Raw genomic sequence first — 16,953 nt, forward strand, 5'->3', positions numbered from 1 at the left:
GGGCGGATCAAGCCTTGCGCGCCTTGCTGCTGCGGCTGGCGCTGCGGGCAGGGGCGGCCGTGGCTGTCGTGGCCTTGGCTGTGCCTGCATCGGCCTGCACCGGCTCAGCGGCGGCCCCCGTGGCTTGCGCAGCGCCCTCAGGCTTGACCCAGCGCGTTGCCACCGCTGCAGTGGGTGCTGCGGCTTGGGCCACCCCGCGTGCGCGGGTGGCGGCAGATGGGGTGGCCTTTACTGCTGGCTTGGGCTGCGGGCTGGTGGCCTTGGGCTTGGCTTTGGCGGGGGCTGCCACTGCCGCAGCGGGCGCTGTAGTCTTGGCCACCGGCGCGGCGGCCGGCTTGGCCTCACTCACGCGGGGCAGCTCGTGCTCCAGAATGAATGCGCGGACCTTCGGGTACACCAGATCGCGCCAGCGGCGGCCGCTGAAGATGCCGTAGTGGCCTGCGCCCTTGGCTTCCAGGTGGCGTTGTTCCTTGCGCACGATGCCGCTGCACAGGTCGTGGGCGGCTTCGGTCTGGCCCGAGCCTGAGATGTCATCCAGCTCGCCCTCGACCGTGAACAGGGCGGTGGCGGTGATGTCCTGCGGGCGCACGCGCTCAATCTTGCCTGCGGGCGAGCGTACATCCCAGGTGCCGTTGACCAGCTTGTAGTCCTGGAACACTGTCTGGATGGTTTCCAGGTAGTAGTCCGCGTCCATGTCCAGCACGGCGTTGTATTCGTCGTAGAACTTGCGGTGGGCTTCGGCGCTGGCGTCGTCGCCCTTGATCAGGTCCTTGAAGTAGTCGTAGTGGCTGGACGCATGGCGGTCCGGGTTCATGGCCACAAACCCGGTGTATTGCAAAAAGCCGGGGTACACGCGACGGCCTGCGCCCGGGAATTTCTCCGGCACGCGGTAGATCACGTTGTTCTCAAACCATTCGTAGCTGCGGTTCGTGGCCAGGTTGTTCACGGCGGTGGGCGACTTGCGGGCGTCGATGGGCCCGCCCATCATGGTCATGGTCAGCGGCGTTTTTTCGCCCCGGCTGGCCATCAGCGACACGGCCGCCAGCACCGGCACGGTGGGTTGGCACACGCTGATCACATGGCAGTTGCCGTACTGGCCTTGCAGGTGGCGGATGAACTCCTGCACGTAGTTCACGTAGTCATCCAGGTGGAACTCTCCCTCGGCCAGCGGCACCAGGCGGGCGTTCTTCCAGTCGGTGATGTAGACCTTATGGTCCTTGAGCATGGTGCGCACGGTGTCGCGCAGCAGGGTGGCGTAGTGGCCCGACAGCGGCGCCACGATCAGGACCACGGGCTGGCCCTTGAGTTTGGTCAGCGTAGCGGGGTCGTCTGAAAAACGCTTGAAGCGGCGCAGCTCGCAGAACGGCTTGTTGACTTCGATGCGTTCATGGATGGCGACACCTATGCCGTCCACATCCACGGTGTGGATGTCAAAGGCGGGCTTTTCGTAGTCTTTGCCCAGGCGGTAGAGCAGGTCGTAGCCCGCAGCCATGCGCTGGGCGGCAGAGGTCTGGCTCAGCGGCGACACGGGGTTGCTGAACAACTTGGAAGCCGCCTGCGCAAAGTCTGTAAAGGGCTCCATCAGGGAGCGCTGGGTTTCGTAGATGTGATACAGCATGGGGCGAAACTCCGTTTTGTTGCAGTGCAATATAGCAGCACTTGGTAACAAGCGCATGGAGTAAAACCACCAATGCCAAGTCGCCTATGTGACATGCGACGCCGCTGGGCGGCAGGGCTTGGCACGGGGTTACAGATGCAGCCCCCAACCCAACCTGGCTCCGTCAATGGGGCCGGGGGTCGGTGTTGTCGAGCAGCCAGGCCTCGAACGATTCGCGCGCCGAATTGCGCAGCGCCGGGCGGAAGGCGGTCTTGTTGCTCAGGTACAGGCAGTGCCGGATCACCGTGTAGGGGTTGAAGCTGGCCTGGGGGTTTTGCTCCTCAAAGTGCAGCTTGTAGCGCTTGACCACACCGATGGTCTCGCGCATCAGGGTGTTGAAACGCGCGCGGGTCATGCGCGGTGACCAGGCCTGGATGTCGTCCACAAAGCCATCGACCTTGGACGGCTCGAACTCGAAGTCCTTGAAGAAATGTGTGGCGATCTTCAGGAAGGTAAAGGCGTTCAGCTCGCTGCTGCCGCCTGCCGCCTTGCCTGCAGCTTGCGCGTCGGCGGCTGCATCGGGCACCGGGTCGGCGGTTTCGTCGGGGGCCTGCAGCAGTTCGGCTGCTGTGGCATCGCGGATCTGGCGGAACTCCCGGTCGGCCAGCTCGAAGAGGGCCGACAGCACATTGATGCGCCGCTTGAGTTGCTGCGGAATCGACTTTTTGTACTTGATCTTGTGGTCCAGAACGCTCCACGAGTCCTGGATGATGGTGCGCACCTGCAGCTCAAACGCCCAGTGGGCATAGGCTGCATGTTCCGGCAGGTCGCGCTCGGAGGCGCCCAGGCGCAGGTCCAGGTGCAGGCCCTTGTAGCCAAACGACGCCTCGGTGCTCTCCACAGCCGTCACCTTGTCCGTGACCTCAATTACCGCAAAACGCTCGCGCATGGTCTGCGCTACCTTCTCCAGCTCGTCCTCATACAGGCACACCACCCGCACGCCGATGAGGTCGGTGATGTAGCTCTGGATGTCGTAGGGAGTGTTGTTTTCTTCCAGTGCCGGGCGGTACTTGCGCACGAACTTGCGGATGCATTCGTCGGCATCCTTCACACGGCCTTCCACCTTGGCGATGTCAATGCCCCCGGCCTGCGCCACCGCAGCCCCCACCAGGCCGGTGATGGCTGTGCACGCGGCCTCCAGGGCTGGGGCCTGCTGCGCATAAAAGCTGCGGAAGTGGGAGGCCTCCAGGTCGAAATCAAGCGATGGCATGCGGCGTTGTGTCTTGGGGATGAAAAAGTGTGCGGGGGCAGTGTGCCGGTGGCCCAAGCATATCCGCCAACACCCTGTAGCAGGTCATGCCGGGGTGAGCGCAGCCAGTGGGGGCGTGGGGCGATTTATTCCTTCGCAGCGTGGTGCTGGTGTCCATAATGGTGCAGGCGAGTCCATCGCCTTTTTTCGTGCTTGCCTTTCTCTTTTTTGACTGATTGCCAGACGAACCGCAATGACACCACCTCCTCATGAAGGCGACGAGCCATCCACCATCGGTCCCGCGCAAGCGGCGCCCCGCGTGGAGTCGCTGACTGGGGCGGCCAGCCACCGCTGGCTGCCGGTGGTGCTGCCACCCTTGATGGCCTTGCTCACGCTGGGGCTGACCTACCTGTACTGGCAGGGAGAGGAGCAGGGCGGCCGGGCCAAGCGGGAACAGAATTTTGAAGTGGCGGCCGACCAGATCGCCTCCAACCTCAAGGACCGCATGACCACCTACGAGGTGGTGCTGCGCGGTGTGAAGGGCTACTTCGAGGGCTCCGAGCGCATTGATCGCAGCGAGTTCCAGGCCTACATCAGCGCCTTGCAGCTGGAGGCCACCCGCCCCGGGCTGCAGGGGGTGTCGCTGATTCTGCAGTTCCCTGGCACAGCGCTGGCCAGCCACGTGCAGGACATGCGTCAGCGTGGCTTCGAGCACTACACCGTGTGGCCCGAGGGTGGGCGTGCCGTGATGGCCCCCATCACCCACATCGAACCCCTGGCAGGCGACAACCTCAAGGCGCTGGGACTGGATGTTCTGACCATCCCAGCCGCCAAGGAGGCGCTGGACCGGGCCCGCGACACCGGGGCGCTGGCGCTGTCGGGGCCGCTGACACTGATGCAGGACAGCAGCCCGGGGCTGGTGATGTACCTGCCGCTGTACCGCCCCGACGCCCGCACCGACTCGGTCGAGGGGCGCCGCGCGGGGCTGGCGGGCTGGGTGTCGGCACCTTTTCGCGTGGCCGACGTGGTGCAGGGTATGGCGGGCGAGTTTGATGCCGACATTGCCCTGCAGATCACCGACAGCACCGCAGGCAGCGCCACACCGGACGACACGGCCACGCGCCTGTTCAGCAATGTGGGCGCAGAGCCCGCCCCCTCCGGCCTGCGGGCCCAGAGCGAGCTGGACCTGGGCGGGCGCCGCTGGACGCTCCAGCTGTCGCCCCACGCCGCGTTCCTGTTGCGCTTTCAGAATGGCGGGCACCACGCTGTCGCCCTGGTGGGGGTTGCGCTCAGCCTGCTGCTGGCCTGGTTCACCTGGTTCCTGGCCACCGGCCGCGAGCGCGCGGTGGCGCTGGCGCATGGCATGACGGCCGAGCTGCGCGCCACGCGCGACGACCTGGAGAGCACGCTCAACGCCATCCCCGACCTGCTGTTCGAGCTGGGGCTGGACGGCCGCATCCACCACTACCGCTCGGCCCGGTCGGACCTGCTGGCCTTGCCGCCCGAGATGTTCCTCGGGCGCCTGATGAGCGAAGTGGTGCCGCCCGAGGCTGCGGCGGGCTGCCATGCCGCGCTGGAGGCCGCACACCACACGGGCTACTCGGCGGGCCACCAGTACCGGCTGGAAGTGGGGGGCGCCACCCACTGGTTCGAGCTGTCCATCGCCCGCAAGGACGCCACCACGCCGGGCGACGGCGCCCGGTTCATCGCCCTGTCGCGCGACATTACCGAGCGCAAGCAGGCCGAAGCGCGCTCGCACCAGCTGGCCTACTTCGACGGCCTCACCGGCCTGCCCAACCGGCGCATGCTGCTGGATCGCATGGAGCATGCCTTGCACAGCGCCCTCAAGGCCGCCCAGGTGGGGGCTGTGCTCTACATCGATCTGGACAACTTCAAGCAGATCAACGACGCGCGCGGCCATACCGTGGGCGATGCACTGCTGATGCAGGTAGCCCAGCGCCTCACCCAGCAACTGCGCCCTGGCGACACCGTGGCCCGGCTGGGGGGCGACGAGTTTGTGGTGCTGGTGCATAACGTAGCGTCCGACATGGACTCCGCCGGGCGCGCGGCCCTGCTGGTGGCCGAGGCGATCCGGGCTGCCCTGGAAGCGCCCTACACCATTGCCACCCACCTCTACAGCACCACGGGCAGCATTGGCATCACGCTATTTCCCAAGCGCGGCGATGGTGTTGAAGACCTGCTGCGCGAGGCCGACACCGCCATGTACCGCGCCAAGGACCTGGGCCGCAACCGCATCCGTTTCTACGAAGCCGCGATGCAGGCTGATGTGCAGGAGCGCCTGGCCCTGGAGCAGGACCTGAAAAAAGCCCAGGCCGAAGGGCAACTCGCCGCCTTTGTGCAAAGCCAGGTGGATGCCTCGGGCACCGTGGTCGGCGGCGAGTTGCTGATGCGCTGGGACCACCCGGTGCGCGGCAACGTGCCGCCCAGCCGCTTCATACCGATTGCCGAGGCTTCCGGCCTCATCCTGCGCATGGGCGACTGGATGATCCAGCAGGCCTGCGAAACCCTGGCGCGCCTGCAGGCGGCGGGGCGTGAGCTATCGCTGTCCGTCAACGTGAGCCAGCGGCAGTTCCGCCAGGATGATTTTGTCGAGCGTGTGCGCCACGTGCTGGCCCACACCGGGGCGCACCCCGGCAACCTGATCCTGGAAGTGACGGAAAGCCTGCTCATCGAAGACCTGGACGACACCATCGCCCGCATGACCGAAATCGTGGGCCTGGGTGTGCGCTTTTCCATCGACGACTTTGGCACCGGCTATTCGAGCCTGGCCTACCTCAAGCGCCTGCCGCTGTTTGAACTCAAGATCGACAAGAGTTTTGTGCAGGACACGCCCGACGACCCCAGCGACACCGCCATCGTGCAGTCCATCCTGTCGGTGGCCAGCCACCTGAACCTGCGTGTGGTGGCCGAAGGGGTGGAGACCCGCGCCCAAGCCAGCTTTCTGGTGGAGAACCAGTGCGAATGCCTGCAGGGCTATCTGTTCGGCCGGCCCGAGCCGCTGGCGGTGTGGCTGGCGCGACAGGTGTAGCGCCGCATATTGCGCCCGCCTTTATCCGGCCTCGGCGCCAGCCTCGGCCGGATGCCCAAAGGCGAAGGTGCCATAGGTTTCCATCGCCAGCGCATGCACCTCGCGTGCAGGCCGGTTTTTGAGCAGATGGTTGCTCCACACCTGGCGCCAGATGCGGGCGCCGGGCAGGCTGTGGCGCAGGCCCAGCATATGGCGGGCGATGTGGGGCCAGGGGGTGCCGTGCTGGGCGGCCTCGCGTTCCATGTACTCGACCATGGCCAGCTCCACCTCTTCGCGGGTCAGGGAGCAGGGGGCGCCACCGTAGTAAAGCTGGTCCCAGCGCGCCAGCCACCAGGGGTTGTGGTACGCCTCGCGGCCGATCATCACGCCGTCCAGGTGGTCGAGCTGTTCCAGCACCACGTCATCGGTCTGGATGCCGCCATTGATGGCAATGGTGAACTGCGGAAATTCGGCCTTGAGACGGTGCACCACCTCGTAGCGCAGGGGCGGGATGTCGCGGTTTTCCTTGGGGGAGAGGCCTTGCAGCCAGGCATTGCGTGCGTGCACGATGAACACGGTGCAGCCCGCCTCGGCCACGGTGCCGATGAAGTCGCGGACAAAGCCGTATTCTTCCACCTTGTCGATGCCGATGCGGTGCTTGACGGTGACGGGCACGCTGACCACATCCTTCATGGCCTTCACGCAGTCGGCCACCAGCTGGGGCGCTTTCATCAGGCTCGCGCCAAAGGCGCCGCGCTGCACGCGGTCGCTGGGGCAGCCGCAGTTGAGGTTGACCTCGTCATAGCCCCATTGCTCACCCAGCCGGGCGGCCTGGGAAAGTTTGTCGGGCTCGTTGCCGCCCAACTGCAAGGCCACGGGGTGCTCTTCGGCGTTGAAGCGAAGGTGGCGCTCAGTGCCGCCATACAGGATGCCGCCTGCGTTCACCATCTCGGTGTACAGCAGGGTCTGGCGGGTCAGCAGCCGGTGAAAGTACCGGCAGTGGCGGTCGGTCCAGTCCATCATCGGCGCAACCGACATTCTCCATGGGCTAAGTGATTGATTTATAACGGTATTTTCCAAGAGACAAACCGATGATTTCTATCGTGTGCAAGATAAAGTGCACACGATGTGCACACAAAGGGCCTTAAAAGTGCAGAATCTGGGCATCAACCGATGCACACGACTGCACACACATGGCGACATTTTCTCAGTTACCGTCCGGCAAGTGGCGCGCCCAGATAAGAAGGGCGGGCATGTACCGTGCCGCCACCTTCGCCACCAAGCGCGAAGCCAAGGATTGGGCGACACAGATTGAGGCTCAGGCAAGCCACATCGCCGCCGGTGGATATGCCCCGGTGCCCAAGGGCGCCACGCTGGCCGACCTGATCGAAAAGTACACCGAGGCCAGCACCAAGTTACCCGGCAAGACGAAGGAGGCCACGCTCGCCATGCTCAAGCGCGAGCTGGGCAAGGTGAAGCTGTCCAACCTGAACGCCGTAGTGCTGCGCGACTTCATCGACCGCCGCCAGGACGATGGGGCAGGGGGCGTGACCATCGCCGCTGACTTGTCCTATTTGTCGGCGGTGCTCAAGTGGGGCCGACACGCCCGCCAACTGGACTTGCCCGAGCGCCTGGCACTGGAGGCGCGCGCCAGCCTCACGCACCGGGGATTGAGCACCCGAGGCAAGGAGCGCGAGCGGGAGCCTACCGACGACGAGCTGGCCCGCATCTATGCCCATTGGGCGACGAAGGCGCGCCAGAAAATCCCCATGCAGACGGTGTGCCAGTTCGCACTGGCCACGGGCATGCGCCAGGGCGAAATCACCCGCCTGGAAATCGAGGATGTGGACCGCCAAGGCAAAACGGTGGTGATCCGCGACCGCAAGGACCCGCGCAACAAGACCGGCAACAACCAGACGGTGCCGCTATTGCCAGATGCTTGGGCCATCGTGGAGCCCATCATCAAGGAGCGCGAAACCGGGTTCCTGTTCCCCTACGACGAACGCAGCATTTCGGCATCGTTCACGCGGGCCTGCACTGCCCTGGGCATCGAGGATTTGCACTTTCACGACCTGCGCCACCGCGCCGCCGCCCAGTTTTTCCGCATGGGCCTGGGCATCCCGCAGGTGGCGCTACTGACAGGGCACAAGACCTGGGCCATGCTGCGCCGGTACACGGCCATCAAGCCCGAGGATGTGCACGAAGCAATCAAGAAACCGGCAACCCCTGCACCGGACAAAGCAGGGCAACAAGACGGCGAACGGGAAGCCTGAGAACGACCCGCCCGCCTGACCATCACCAAAATGAGGTTTGAAAATGGCTACTGAAACTGTAAACCAACAACGCGACGACGACACCGAGGACCGGGCAAACGAGGCCGCAGCACTGGGGGATTTGGTGCTATGGATAAGCCAGGCGCGCGACCTTCTAGGCGAGATCCGCAATGCCGCTGGATTTGAGGGATCGTCGCTGGGCGCAGCGCTAAAGCGCCTCGATATTCGATATCACACAGCCGACTGGAATGCTGGGGACGCTGGCGACGGACTGGCTTATGTTCTCCACCGTCAAAACTATCTGATCAAGTCGCTGGCCTGACCCAATTCGCCAGCCCTAGCGCGACGGCGCGAAAACCCGTTTCCCCTGACGGGCTGGGCTGGCACTTTTTCAGGGCGCATGGGGGAACGAGATGGGCAAAACGGAAGTGTCTTCGGAAGAACGGGAAAAGCGCGCTAAAAATAGAGAAGAGGTGCTTCGCGAATATTACCGTAAGCGCGAAGAAGAGTTTAATAGCCCAGAAATGGTTGCGCGTAGAAAATGGCTAATTGAAATATGTGATAACGATATTCAAAAACTTGCTCAATTTGCCGTTTCGATGATGAATAATGAATCAGCTCTACATAAAGAAAATGAAGAGCTGGTTAAAAAATTGAACGACATATATTTCTTGGCGTCAGGTCTTTCATCTGAAAAATCGAAAGCGAAACCGCATCAGAAATTTAACATTGCACGAATTACGCTAGAGCATGAGCCGGATAATCCCATCGCTTTGACGTTCATGGCGGCAATGAAAACCAGTAAAACGCTCGCAGCAAAGGCGAACGCTTACAAAGGGCATTCTGAAAATCACGCGATTCGGAATGAGATATTCGCTTGGCTCGACACCAATTTCCGACCTGGCATGAGTCTTAACGATGCCGCAGCTCAGATGGCAAATAAAGTTGTGCCGCTCAAGTACGAGGCAGTCCGGCGCCATTGCACGGCGTGGAACAAGGCTCGGAAGGCTGAAGACACATAGCGTCTGCTAGCCTAGTAGATACCTTGCTGGCACACCAACTATGCTGCCAGTCTGTGCAATTAACAACCAGTGTTGTTTATCTGACCATTACCCATCAATCACTTTTGGCCTACGCCAGAAAGGTAATGGGAAATGGAAGCCACACTGCAACCCGCCTCAGAAAACCAACTCGACCGCCTGCGCACACTAGCCGATAAGCTCGACTGCCTGACAGAAACGGACATCATGCTGCTGGGCAAGCTGTCCCAGAGCACCGTGGAAGCCTGGCGCAAGCGCGGCACCGGCCCCGCCTATATCCTGCTGGGCAATCGCTATTTGTACCCGCGCAAGGCGGTGGCGAAATACCTGGAGGGCATTACCCGCGAGCGCAATAGCGTGGCCGCAAAGGAGGCCCTGTAATGGGGTTCGACCGCCGCAATCTCCCCGACGCGGTGGGTTACTACGAGTCCGAAGGCTTGAAGCTGACCGGGCGCGGTAAATGGCGCACGACCGAGTGCAAATTCCACGGCGGCAGTGATTCCATGCGGATCAACACCGACAGCGGTGCATTCGCGTGCATGGCTGGCTGTGGTGCGCGTGGCGGCGATGTGCTGGCCTACCACATGGCCCAGCACGGCCTGGAGTTCGTGGAAGCCGCGAAGGCCCTGGGCGCTTGGATTGACGACGGGCGCCCAGCCACCCAGCATAAGCCCGCACCACTGTCCCCGCGTCAGGCGCTGGAGGTGCTGGCAGTGGAAGCCAACCTGGTGGCCATCGCAGCCGGAAACGTTGCGCACGGCGTGGTGCTGTCGCAGTTGGACCTGTCCCGCGTGCTGACTGCATCGGGCCGCATCACTCGCCTGGTGGAGGTGTTCGCATGAATGCACGCACCATCGAGGAGTACAACGCAATGGCATCGAAGCTGGACGAAGTCGGCCCAGCATTCCCGGCCCTGGCAGACATTGAAGATCAGCCGACCGCACCACCTCCGCCCAAGGCGATGGACTTGCACCAGCTCGCAGGGCACAAGTTCAAAGAGCGCACGCCACTGCTGGGCAACCTGCTGCACTCGCAAGACCTCGCCATGGTCCACGCTGGGCGCGGCATCGGCAAAACGCATTGGGCGCTGTCTGTGGCCTTTGCCGTGGCTACAGGAGGAACCTTCCTTCGGTGGACGGCACTTAACGCCCGCAAGGTGCTGTATCTGGACGGCGAATTGCCTGGGCAGGTCATGCAAAAGCGCCTTGCAATGCACCTTCCTGACCGTGAACCGCTGCCAGGCTATTTCCGCACCTTCACGCCCGACCTTCTCGACAGCGAAACGCTGCTGCCCGACCTTGCAACCGCACGCGGCCAAGAAGCGATCAACAGCATGATCGAGGAAGACACGGCCCTTGTGGTTTTGGACAACCTGAGCGCCTGGGCAAGAAGCGGCGGGCGCGAGAACGACGCGGAATCGTGGGCACCAATATCGGCATGGCTTCTTGGCCTGCGCCGCCGAGGTATCGCGGTTTTGCTGGTGCACCACTCCGGCAAAGGGGGCGAGCAGCGCGGCACCAGCAAGAAAGAAGACTTGCTGGACGTGGTGTTGAAGCTGGCCCGCCCTTCCGACTACGACCCGAAGGAAGGCTCTGTCTTTGTCATGGAGTTCACCAAGGCCCGCAACCTGATCGGGGAAGACGCGGAAAGCCTGGAGCTTGCCCTCAAGGTTGACGAAGGCACCAAGCGCGCCACATGGTCTTGGAAGACAGCGACCGAGGGGACCTTCTCCCGCGTGGTGGCACTGGCAAATGACGGCCTGAAACAGCACGAAATTGCCGAGGAACTGGGGGTCAATAAGTCCAACGTGAGCCGCGCCATGAAGAAGGCCAGGGAGCTGGGGTTGATCTCAAAGCAGCCCGATGCCAAAAGTTGCGTTGTTGCGCGTACTAAGGCAACGCAACCGCGCAACTTTTACGAAACCAGCGATGTGGAGGATGTGGAGCCGCTGGAGGTGGAGCCATGACACTGCGGGAAGCCCTCCTGAATGCCATCGGTGAAAGTTGCGCAGTTGCGCCACCTACTGCAACGCAACAACGCAACTTTTCTACAGACCCCACGTTGGCCGCGTTACTCGACGCAGCCATGCACGCCGCTGGCCACTGGAAAGACGATCCCGAGGAATGGCGCAGGCAGTGCCTGGAGGTGCCACCGCACCAACGGGCCGACCTGCTGGACCATCTACAGAGCCAGTACCCGAAGCCCTGACCCGAAACCGGCCCCGCGCCGGTTTTGTTTTGTCCACTCGATAGATATTTGCTATCGCATTGAAATTGTGATAGCTTTAATGCTATCGCAACCCGCCCGCCGATAGCGTGGGCCAATCTTTGAAAGACCCTCGCTATGCAACTCGCAGCCATTCGTGAAGCCCGCGCCGCCAAGGTGGCCGAAGCCCGCCGCATCCTCGCCACCGCCGAAACGGAAAAGCGCAGCCTGAACCCCGCCGAGCAATCGGCCTTCGACAAGTTCAAGGCAGAAATCACCAGCCTGGAGGCCGACGAACAGCGCGCCACCTTCATGGAGGACTGCGAGCGCCGCGCCGCTGGTGATCCGGTGGGCGACCGCTCTTTCTCCGCAGTACAGCGCCAGGTCAACGTGGTGGAAGTGATCCGCGCGCAGATGGAAGGCCGCAACCTGTCCGGCGCCGCTGCCGAGTTCGCGCAGGAAACCGAGCGCCGCACCGGACGCAAGGCGCAGGGCGTGTTTGTGCCGCTGTCGGCCATCGAGTCTCGCGCCGTGAACACCACCAGCACCGCGCCCGAGCTGGTGCCCACCATCCACCGCGCAGACCAGTACATCGAGCCCTTCCGCAATTCGCTCCTGGCCCGCCGCCTGGGCGTGCGCGTGCTGTCGGGCCTGTCCGGCAATCTGAGCATCCCCAAGCACGGCACCGGCACCACCGTTGGCTGGGTGGCTGAGAACGCTGCATTGCCCACTGGCGATATGAGTTTCGACGGCGTGACCCTCGCCCCCAAGCACGCGGGCGGCATCACCGAACAGTCCCGCCAGCTCATCATGCAAAGCTCGCCTGACATTGAGCAGTTGGTGCGTGATGACCTGTCTTTCATGCTGGCCCAAGCCATCGACAGCGCCTTGATTAAGGGTGGCGGCACGAATGAGCCGGTAGGCGTGCTGTCCACCAGTGGCATCCAGACCGCCAGCCTGTCCACCCTGAGCTGGCAGAACGTCCTGGCCATGCTGCAAAAGCTGGACATCGTGAACGCCAGCGCCGCCAACATCGTGGCCAGCACCAAGGCCAAGGCCAAGCTGGCCGGAACCCTCAAGGCCGCAGGCATCGCCGGTTACATCATGGAAGGCGGCAAGGTGGGCGACCTGCCCGCGTACTTCTCCAACCAAGTCGCAGAAAAGACCGGCACCCCGAACACTGGCCGCGTGATCGCTGGCGACTGGAGCCAGGTGATGCTGGGTATCTGGTCCGAGGTGGACATTCTGGTGAACCCCTACGCCGAAGGCGCCTACAGCAAGGGCAACGTGCTGATCCGCGCCATGGCCACGGTGGATGCCGCAGTGCGACACCCCGAGGCGTTCGTGGTGGCCGACGACCTGGCCATCTAAGGAGCTGCGAAATGTTGGAGCTTCGCGGACACGGCACGCTCAAGGCGACCGGCAACAAGACATTGACCGGCTATGCCGCCGTGTTCAATTCCGAGGCAGTCCTGGGAGACTTTTCAGAGGTCATCCGGCAAGGTGCCTTCGCCAAATCGCTGGCGACGGGCTCCAACATTCGCGCCCTGTATCACCACGACGGCACCGCGCTGCTGGGCACGACCCGAGGCGGCACGCTGCAACTGAGGGAGGACTCGCATGGACTGGCTTTCACCCTTGCCCTGCCTGACACCAGCCATGGGCGTGATCTGGCCATCCTGGTGGACCGTGGCGACGTGGCTGGATGTTCCTTCGGGTTCAGGGTGCGCGACGGTGGCGACCGCTGGGAGCAACGCGGTGCGCAATTGGTGCGCGAGCTGCTGGACGTGGACCTGGTGGAAATCACCCTCACGTCAGACCCAGCCTATCAAGACACCACGGTAGCCATGCGCAGCCGCCCGCATCAACGGGGCTTTGTTGACCTGAACCGCGCATGGATGGACACCGTATGAACATCATCACCCGCGCTCTGTCTGCCATCGGCCTGGAGCGCCGCAGCGTCTCCGGCGGTGATCCGTACTGGAGCAACTTCGCCAGCCTGCGCAATGGGCCGGTGAACGACAAGACCGCCCAAGGCGTCAGCGCTGTCTATGCCTGTGTGCAAGCCATCGCAGAGACAACGGCATCCCTGCCGCTGATCCTGTTCAAGCGCAACGGCGACGACCGCGAGCGCGCATCAGACCACCCGCTTTACAAGGTGCTGCACGACCAAGCGAACCCTGAGCAGACCGCCCTGGAGTTCCGCGAGTACATGCAAGCCGCCGTGCTGCTGCGCGGCAACGCCTTTGCCCGTATCGTGCGCGGCTGGGATGGCCAGGTGCGGGAGCTGTGGCCGCTGTCCCCTGATCGCGTCTCAGTGCTGCGCGTGGGCGACAAGCTGGCCTACGACTACACCGACACCAAGGGCATCGTTCACCGCCTGCTGGCCCATGAGGTGCTGCACCTGCGCCACCGCCTGGGTGATGACGGCGTGCTGGGTATCTCGCCCATCGCCGCAGCCCGTCGCGTGGTGGAGCTGGCCATTGCCGAGGGTGAGCATGGGGTGAACACCTTCACCAACGGCGCAAAGATGCTGGGGGTGCTCAAGTTTCCCGGCAAGCTCAAGCCCGAACAGCGCACCGCCATTGCCACCAGTTGGAGCAGCCAGCACGCAGGAGGCGCCAACAGTGGCCGCACTGCCATTCTGGAAGAAGGCGTGGACTTCCAAGCCCTATCCATGACGCTGGAGGATGCCGAGTGGATCGCCGCCCGCCAGTTCAGCGTGGAGGAAGTGGCCCGCCTGTTCCGCGTGCCGCCCACTGTGATCGGGGACTTGCGAAACGGCAACTACTCCAACAGCGTGGAGATGGCCCGCCAGTTCGTGACCCAAACCCTACGTCGCCACCTGGTTGCATGGGAGCAAGGCATTGCAGCCAAGTGCCTGACAGACACAGGCCGCCGCATGTACTTTGCCGAGCATCAGGTGGAAGGTTTGCTACGCGGCGACAGTGCCAACCGTGCCGCCTTCTACAGCTCCGGCATCAGCGACGGCTGGATGCTCAAGTCCGAAGCCCGCAAGCTGGAGAACCTGCCCGCCATCAAGGGTCTGGACGACGAAAAAGAGGCTGGGCACTCAGTACCCACCCCTGCGCCGCTGCCCTACCCGAGCAAACAACAAGAGGCGACGGCGTGAAGATGCTGGACCCCTGGAAGGCCCGAGGCTTGAAGATGGCCGACGACCTGCCGCGCAAGCCTTTGACCATTGCGGACATTCGCACCAAGCGCTGGACCAAAAAGGGCAACGGGCGACTGCTGCCGCTCAACTCCGAAGCCTGGTATCGACTGCGCCGCACGGTACTGGCAGAGGTGCCGCTGTGCCAATACTGCCCGCCAGGTGTCATCACGCCTGCCACTGAGGTGGACCACAAGAACAACGACCCGGCCGACAACAGCCGCGAGAACCTGGTGAGCTGCTGCAAGCCTTGCCACTCCATCAAGACGATGGCCGACCTGTACGGCAGACCGGCACGCCTGGGATGCGATGTGGACGGCTGGCCTATCAACCCCTCGCACCACTTCAACGAGGCCGCTGTGCGCCCGCCTGGTGCCCTTGCCGCGCCCGTTGATGAGAAATCACCAGCGGTCGATGGCCCTGAACCGACCTGTACCCCTTACGTTAACGCTGACTGCTTAAAAAATAGGCAATCATGAAGCTGACCCCCAAGCGCAAGCGCTCAGACTCCGCCGCCGCCGCTGTCGCCGCGGCCCAAGCCGCTGCCCTGCCGCCCCTGGATCCGCCCGCCCATGTGCTGGTGCCACCTGCTGCGCGCCCGTTCTGGGATGCCATCGTGCAGGCCCGCCCGCGCGACACCTGGAACCCGGTGGACATGGCCAGCGCCGCGAACCTGGCCCGCGTGCAGTGCGCTCTTGAAGCGGTACTCATTGGCTCAGATGAGCATATGAAGCTGTCACGCCTTGCCCTTGCCCTGACCCGCGCCATTGCCGTCAACACGGTGGCCACGGTGGGCCGCTCTGCCGACATTGCCAAGGGTGCCGAGCTGGAACGCGCCGCCCGCCAGGATGATGGCGACGACCTGATCCCGAGGCTGCGCGCGGTATGACCCGAGCCGAGCGAGTTATCGAGTTCATCCAGCGCTATTGCCCGGTGCCCGATGGCGCGCAGGTGGGCCAGCCGCTGGTGCTGGACGACTTCCAAAAAGAGTTCATCCGGGACGTGTACGACAACCCCCACGGCACGCTACGGGGCATTCTTTCCATAGCAAGGAAGAACGGCAAGACCGGCCTGATTGCGGGCCTGCTGCTGGCCCACCTGGTAGGCCCCGAGGCCAAGCAAAACAGCCAGATCGTTTCCGGCGCCATGAGCCGCGATCAAGCCTCGCTGGTGTTCAACCTCGCCTGCAAGATGGTGCAGCTATCGCCCAAGCTGACGGCCATTGTGCGGATCGTGCCATCGGGCAAGCGCTTGCTGGGCCTGCCGCTCAACACTGAGTACAAAGCCCTGGCAGCGGACGGCAAGACCGCGCACGGACTCTCTCCCGTGCTGCTGATCGGCGACGAATGGGGCCAGGTGCGTGGCCCACAGAGTGACTTTATCGACGCGCTGCTGACCAGCCAGGGAGCACACGCAAACCCGCTGCAACTCATCATCAGCACTCAGGCGGCGAACGACGCGGATTGGCTGTCAGCGCAGATTGACGACGCCAGGGCCAGCAAAGACCCGCGCATCGTCTGCCATGTGTACGAAGCGCCAGCCGGGTGTGACCTGCTGGACGAGAGCGCATGGCGCGCAGCAAACCCCGCCCTGGGCACGTTCCGCAGCCTGGACGACCTGCGCGAGCAACTGACGCAGGCCCAGCGCATGCCGAGCATGGAGAACACCGCCCGCAATCTGCTGCTGAACCAGCGGGTATCGACTGTCTCCCCATTCATCAGCCCGGACGTGTGGAAGTCCTGCAATCGGGCATTCAGTACCCAATTGGACGGCCCGGTGTTTGCGGGCTTGGACCTGAGCGCCCGGACTGACCTCACGGCCCTGGTGATCGTGGGCCAGGTCGATGGCGTGTGGCATGTGGTCCCGCACTTCTGGACGCCTGAAATCGGCCTGGCCGACCGTGCCCGCCGTGATCGTGCCCCCTATGACGTGTGGGCGCGCCAGGGCCTTCTACACACCACACCCGGCGCCACGGTGGACTATGAGCACGTCGCGCAGGACATGGCCGCGCTGCTGTCCGAGCTTGACGTGCAGGCCGTGGCCTATGACCGCTGGCGCATCGAGCTGCTGCGCAAGGAGCTGGACAAGATCGGCGCGGACCTTCCCCTGGTGGAGTGGGGCCAGGGCTTTAAGGACATGGCGCCCGCGCTGGATGCGCTGGAAGCCGAGCTGCTGAATGGGCGCATCGCCCACGGTGGCCACCCGGTGCTGACCATGTGCGCCGCCAATGCCGTGGTGACCAAAGACCCGACCGGCGCGCGCAAGCTGGACAAGGCGAAGGCAACAGGACGGATTGACGGATTGCAGGCCCTGGCGATGGCCATGGGCGTGGCATCCAGAGCAGAGCAAGCGCAGTTCGTGGGGTTTGACGCCTTCACGTTCGTTTGAT

17 protein-coding genes are annotated in these 16,953 nt (G+C 63.6%); 14 read left to right on the forward strand and 3 right to left on the reverse strand.

What is annotated here, in order from left to right:
* Positions 1-7: 7 nt before the first annotated feature.
* A complete protein-coding gene (locus ACSQ3O_RS12710; RefSeq protein ID WP_436139114.1) occupies positions 8-1,618 on the reverse strand; it encodes a polyhydroxyalkanoate depolymerase in 1,611 nt (536 codons plus the stop codon).
* Positions 1,619-1,781: 163 nt separating this feature from the next.
* The gene (locus tag ACSQ3O_RS12715) at positions 1,782-2,867 is read right to left on the reverse strand and encodes a GTP pyrophosphokinase (protein WP_137745412.1); all 1,086 of its coding nucleotides are present in this window, start codon (positions 2,865-2,867) and stop codon (positions 1,782-1,784) included.
* A gap of 232 nt (positions 2,868-3,099) precedes the next feature.
* Between ACSQ3O_RS12715 and ACSQ3O_RS12720 the strand changes: the two genes are divergently transcribed.
* Complete coding sequence (locus tag ACSQ3O_RS12720; RefSeq protein ID WP_436139115.1) at positions 3,100-5,895, forward strand: bifunctional diguanylate cyclase/phosphodiesterase; 2,796 nt, start codon at positions 3,100-3,102, stop codon at positions 5,893-5,895.
* Positions 5,896-5,916: 21 nt separating this feature from the next.
* Here ACSQ3O_RS12720 and dusA read toward each other — a convergent pair whose 3' ends face one another.
* The gene (gene dusA / locus ACSQ3O_RS12725; RefSeq protein ID WP_436141121.1) at positions 5,917-6,939 is read right to left on the reverse strand and encodes a tRNA dihydrouridine(20/20a) synthase DusA; all 1,023 of its coding nucleotides are present in this window, start codon (positions 6,937-6,939) and stop codon (positions 5,917-5,919) included.
* A 188-nt stretch (positions 6,940-7,127) separates the two neighbouring features.
* Here dusA and ACSQ3O_RS12730 point away from each other — a divergent pair, with 188 nt between their 5' ends.
* From ACSQ3O_RS12730 to ACSQ3O_RS12790, 13 genes are all read left to right on the forward strand, one after another.
* Complete coding sequence (locus ACSQ3O_RS12730; RefSeq protein ID WP_436139116.1) at positions 7,128-8,147, forward strand: tyrosine-type recombinase/integrase; 1,020 nt, start codon at positions 7,128-7,130, stop codon at positions 8,145-8,147.
* Positions 8,148-8,190: 43 nt separating this feature from the next.
* On the forward strand, positions 8,191-8,469 hold the full coding sequence (locus ACSQ3O_RS12735) for a hypothetical protein (RefSeq protein WP_436139117.1): 279 nt from the start codon (positions 8,191-8,193) through the stop codon (positions 8,467-8,469).
* Positions 8,470-8,560: 91 nt separating this feature from the next.
* A complete protein-coding gene (locus ACSQ3O_RS12740; RefSeq protein WP_436139118.1) occupies positions 8,561-9,169 on the forward strand; it encodes a hypothetical protein in 609 nt (202 codons plus the stop codon).
* Positions 9,170-9,301: 132 nt separating this feature from the next.
* On the forward strand, positions 9,302-9,568 hold the full coding sequence (locus ACSQ3O_RS12745) for a helix-turn-helix transcriptional regulator (protein WP_436139119.1): 267 nt from the start codon (positions 9,302-9,304) through the stop codon (positions 9,566-9,568).
* Positions 9,568-10,029, forward strand: a complete 462-nt coding sequence (locus ACSQ3O_RS12750; protein ID WP_436139120.1) for a CHC2 zinc finger domain-containing protein — start codon at positions 9,568-9,570, stop codon at positions 10,027-10,029. The genes ACSQ3O_RS12745 and ACSQ3O_RS12750 overlap by 1 nt, the downstream gene beginning before the upstream one ends.
* Positions 10,026-11,153 (forward strand): AAA family ATPase, encoded by a 1,128-nt coding sequence (locus ACSQ3O_RS12755; protein WP_436139121.1) that lies wholly within the window; start codon positions 10,026-10,028, stop codon positions 11,151-11,153. Before ACSQ3O_RS12750 ends, ACSQ3O_RS12755 begins: the two co-directional genes overlap by 4 nt.
* A 95-nt stretch (positions 11,154-11,248) precedes the next feature.
* Positions 11,249-11,395, forward strand: a complete 147-nt coding sequence (locus tag ACSQ3O_RS12760) for a hypothetical protein (protein ID WP_436139122.1) — start codon at positions 11,249-11,251, stop codon at positions 11,393-11,395.
* Positions 11,396-11,530: 135 nt separating this feature from the next.
* Positions 11,531-12,763 (forward strand): phage major capsid protein, encoded by a 1,233-nt coding sequence (locus ACSQ3O_RS12765; protein WP_436139123.1) that lies wholly within the window; start codon positions 11,531-11,533, stop codon positions 12,761-12,763.
* 11 nt (positions 12,764-12,774) lie between these two features.
* Positions 12,775-13,305, forward strand: a complete 531-nt coding sequence (locus tag ACSQ3O_RS12770) for an HK97 family phage prohead protease (protein WP_436139124.1) — start codon at positions 12,775-12,777, stop codon at positions 13,303-13,305.
* The gene (locus tag ACSQ3O_RS12775; protein WP_436139125.1) at positions 13,302-14,525 is read left to right on the forward strand and encodes a phage portal protein; all 1,224 of its coding nucleotides are present in this window, start codon (positions 13,302-13,304) and stop codon (positions 14,523-14,525) included. The genes ACSQ3O_RS12770 and ACSQ3O_RS12775 overlap by 4 nt, the downstream gene beginning before the upstream one ends.
* A complete protein-coding gene (locus ACSQ3O_RS12780) occupies positions 14,522-15,043 on the forward strand; it encodes an HNH endonuclease signature motif containing protein (RefSeq protein ID WP_436139126.1) in 522 nt (173 codons plus the stop codon). The genes ACSQ3O_RS12775 and ACSQ3O_RS12780 overlap by 4 nt, the downstream gene beginning before the upstream one ends.
* Positions 15,040-15,453, forward strand: a complete 414-nt coding sequence (locus ACSQ3O_RS12785) for a terminase (RefSeq protein WP_436139127.1) — start codon at positions 15,040-15,042, stop codon at positions 15,451-15,453. The genes ACSQ3O_RS12780 and ACSQ3O_RS12785 overlap by 4 nt, the downstream gene beginning before the upstream one ends.
* Positions 15,450-16,952: a terminase large subunit gene (locus tag ACSQ3O_RS12790; RefSeq protein WP_436139128.1), complete on the forward strand. Its 1,503-nt coding sequence runs from the start codon at positions 15,450-15,452 to the stop codon at positions 16,950-16,952. Before ACSQ3O_RS12785 ends, ACSQ3O_RS12790 begins: the two co-directional genes overlap by 4 nt.
* Position 16,953: the final 1 nt, after the last annotated feature.

The organism is Acidovorax sp. LjRoot74 (genome assembly GCF_964254355.1).
Classification (GTDB): domain Bacteria; phylum Pseudomonadota; class Gammaproteobacteria; order Burkholderiales; family Burkholderiaceae_C; genus Acidovorax.